2 protein-coding genes and 1 pseudogene are annotated in these 3,930 nt (G+C 30.7%); 1 reads left to right on the top strand and 2 read right to left on the bottom strand.

The window, feature by feature from the left end; genetic code table 11:
- On the top strand, positions 1-1,508 hold a 1,508-nt coding region (locus AJ936_RS00305; RefSeq protein ID WP_070273936.1), incomplete at its 5' end, for a flagellin.
- Between the two features lie 31 nt (positions 1,509-1,539).
- Here AJ936_RS00305 and AJ936_RS00300 read toward each other — a convergent pair.
- Together AJ936_RS00300 and AJ936_RS00295 are read right to left on the bottom strand one after the other, a co-directional pair.
- Complete coding sequence (locus tag AJ936_RS00300; protein WP_079861676.1) at positions 1,540-3,426, bottom strand: motility associated factor glycosyltransferase family protein; 1,887 nt, start codon at positions 3,424-3,426, stop codon at positions 1,540-1,542.
- Positions 3,423-3,930: pseudogene (locus tag AJ936_RS00295) on the bottom strand (motility associated factor glycosyltransferase family protein); the annotation flags it as partial. The gene AJ936_RS00300 and the pseudogene AJ936_RS00295, both read right to left, overlap by 4 nt.

Genomic DNA, 3,930 nt, shown 5'->3' with positions numbered 1-3,930 from the left:
TAGGTATCTTACAAACTGCAGATAAAGCTATGGATGAGCAACTTAAGATCTTAGATACAATCAAGACTAAAGCAACTCAAGCAGCTCAAGATGGGCAAAGCTTAAAAACAAGAACCATGCTTCAAGCAGATATCAATCGTTTGATGGAAGAACTTGATAATATCGCTAATACTACTTCATTTAACGGTAAACAACTTTTAAGTGGTAATTTCATCAATCAAGAATTTCAAATCGGTGCAAGTTCAAATCAAACCATCAAAGCTACTATAGGAGCAACTCAATCTTCTAAAATCGGTTTAACACGCTTTGAAACAGGAGGAAGAATTTCAAGCAGTGGTGAAGTGCAATTCACTTTGAAAAACTATAACGGTATAGATGATTTTAAATTTCAAAAAGTTGTGATTTCAACTTCAGTTGGAACAGGTCTTGGTGCTTTAGCTGAAGAGATTAACAAATCAGCTGATAAAACAGGTGTTAGGGCTACTTTTACAGTGGAAACTCGAGGTATGGCTGCGGTTAAAGCAGGATCTACAGGAGAGGATTTTACTATTAATGGGGTAAAAATCGGCCAGATAGAATATAAAGATGGCGATAGCAATGGTGCTTTAGTTTCTGCGATCAACTCTGTAAAAGACACTACAGGAGTAGAAGCCTCTATAGATGAAAATGGCAAGCTTTTGCTCACTTCAAGAGAAGGTAGAGGGATTAAAATCGAAGGAAGTATAGGCGGCGGTGCTTTTATTAATAAAGACATGATGGAAAATTATGGTCGTTTATCTTTGGTAAAAAATGATGGTAAGGATATTCTAATCAGTGGTTCTGGACTTTCTTTTGCAGGTTTTGGTGCGAGCAATTTTATCTCTCAGGCTTCTGTATCTTTAAGGGAGTCTAAAGGTCAAATTGATGCTAATGTCGCTGATGCTATGGGTTTTGGTTCTGCAAATAAACAAAATATTTTAGCAGGGTATTCTTCTGTTTCTGCTTATATGAGTTCAGCAGGTTCTGGATTTTCAGCAGGTTCTGGATTTTCAGCAGGTAGTGGGAAAAATTATTCTGCAAGTATAGCCGAATCTGCGATAGCTATTTCAGGTGCTTCTCAACTTTCAGCAGTTTATAATGTATCTAAAGGTTCTGGTTTTTCAAGTAAAAGTGGACTTTCTCAGTTTGCAACTATGAAAACAACTGCTTTTGGAGTTAAGGAAGAAACTGCAGGTGTAACTACACTTAAAGGCGCTATGGCTGTGATGGATATAGCAGAAACCGCTATAACAAATCTTGATCAAATCAGAGCAGACATTGGTTCGGTGCAAAATCAACTTCAAGTTACTATAAACAACATCACTGTAACTCAAGTAAATGTTAAAGCAGCAGAGTCCACCATCAGAGATGTAGACTTTGCAGCTGAAAGTGCAAATTTTTCTAAGTATAATATCCTTGCACAGTCAGGTTCATATGCGATGAGTCAGGCTAATGCTGTACAACAAAATGTTTTAAAACTTCTTCAATGATTTCTTAGATGCTTTTATGCATCTAAGATTTTTAAAGTGCTTTTTTATTTTCTAAAAAGTCTTGCAAAGGTAAAATAGCGATTTTAAGTCTTTTATCTTGAGCTTCTAAAAGATCTATGATATTTTCAAGCAAGGATTCGTGTGCGTAAATCCAAGCAAAAAGTTTGTTTTGTCTATCGGCTTCATCTTTGATATCCTTAAGATATAAAGGTGCTAAAAGGCTTTGTTCGTGGTGTAAAGTAGGCCCTAGAATTTCTTTTAAAAAGCTATATTTTTGGCTTGAAAGTTTTTCTTTGATTTTATCGATGTTTTGATTGATTTTATCAAAAGATAATTTGTTTTTTCCATGGGTAAGATTATAAATTTGTTTTTTGATTTTTTTACATTCTTTTTGAAAATTAAGCGCCAAGCTCATATTTTTTTTAATTTTTTTATAGATTTTTAAACCTAATTCTAATTGTTCTTTAGTATTTAAAGCTTTTAATTTTTTAAAATTTTTATCTTTTTCATTTTCGAGTAGATCTTTGCAAGCTTCTTTAAAAGATCTTTCTATAGCACTTTCTATCCTAGCGCCCCCTTCAGTGCAATTATAAGTTTTACTTTCACTATAGAAAATAAAATTTTCAAAAATTTGCCTAAAAAGAGTCCAAATTTCAGAACTTTCTACTTTGCCTTTTCCTCCATAAGCTGTGGTAGTAAATTTTCCAAAATCCCTTTCATAGTCCCCATTGTGCCAACTAGCGTGAATAAAACCTTTAGAATGCGTTTGTCCATCTTTAGCATAAGCTAGATCTTGTCCTATTAAAATGATATTTTTATGTCCTAAATTTTCTGCAAATTCATAAGCCATATGAGATACACTCATGCCTGCATTAATATACCCATAATCATCTAGATCTAAATATCTTGCAAAAGGTTGTCCTTTAAGAATAAGCATATAGTTTCTTTTGTTTTTTTCAAGATAATCAATAGTTTTTTTATGCACCAAAGAAGCAACTAAAAAAATAATATCTTTATCAAATTTACCAAAATCATTATTAAAACATTCTGCTACTATTTCATCACGCTCTAGCATGCAAACATAATCAGGTTTTATACCTTCTCTTGCAAGTATATTATAAGCACTGTCTGCACAAAAAATCGTAGCTTTATTGGCATACTTTTTTAATAAAGGAAGTTGTTTAGTTAAACTTGGTCCTGTAGAAACGACTATGGCTGTTTCTTTAGCACTTTTTCTTTTTTTTAGAAGTTCTTTATAACTTGGATGTGAAATGAGTTTGGGAAGATTATAAACAAATTGTTCTATACCTTGCATAGCATCTTTAGGATCATTTCCATGCATGAGATTATGGTTTTTTATGGTTAGGATATTAAGCTTGTTAAGTTTTAAAATATCTTCTTTGTATTCTTCGTAAAAATTATTAGCAATGTGTAGATTATAAGAACGATAAAACAAATCCCCTGTAAGGCGAAAGATTTTTTCAATTTTGGGTAAAGTTACATCATCTTGATGAACGATGATAAGCCTTCCTAAGCTTAAATCTTTGCTAAAATCGACAAAATTAAAAGCTAAAAATATAAGCTCTAGCTCTTTTTCAAAAATAATCATTCTTTTAAGATTTTTATTTTGCAATAAAATTTTATATAAAATCCCATTTCCTATTCCATAGAAAAAAAGTACAGGATAACGAGCAAAATCTTTAAAATATTTCAAATCTTTTTCAAGTTCTTTTACGGGATCTTGATACATTTTTTTTAAATTTCTTTTTTTGATGATATTGATATCAAGATTATCTTTTCCTTGCGTAAAAGTAAAGTCTCTAAGTTCTTTAAGATCTTGAAGCTTTTTGCGTAAAATTTCATATTCAGAGCCACCTAAAGCTTTGATATTTTTTTCAAAATTATTTTCCTCTCTCACCTTCTTACCCTTTCCATCCATTTATCTAATTTTCTTTCTTTAAGTTTTTCTTCTAAAGGAAGTATATTTTTTATCAAAGCACTTTCTTGTGCTTTGATATGTCCATAAACTAATTCCATAAATTCTAAGTGTTCTTTTATCCAAAGAACACTTTTATTAAAAACATCTTCTTTGGTTTTAGGATTTAAAACATAAATTCTAGCAAGATTAAGTTCAAATTGTGTCAGTAAAGGACCTAAAATTTCATACAAATCTTGCATTTGTTTTATATCTTCAAGTTTGTTTTTAAACTCATCTATTTTTTCAATAGCTAAATTTAAATATTCTTCTTTTTCATTTAAACTCAAATATATACTTTGTATATTTTCAAAATCATTGCTGAGTATTTTACTAAAATCTCTACAATGTTTAATACTTTGATAAACTTTATAATAAGCCTTAAGTAAAAACTCATTTTGTTTATTTAAACTTAAAGGTTCTAATTTTTCAAAAGGTTTATCTAAA

Origin of the sequence: Campylobacter sp. BCW_6877, from assembly GCF_001762445.1 — a bacterium.
GTDB classification, from domain to species: Bacteria; Campylobacterota; Campylobacteria; order Campylobacterales; family Campylobacteraceae; genus Campylobacter_D; species Campylobacter_D jejuni.
Note: the sequence above shows the minus strand (reverse complement) of the source record. Positions and strands in the feature narration are given on the sequence as shown.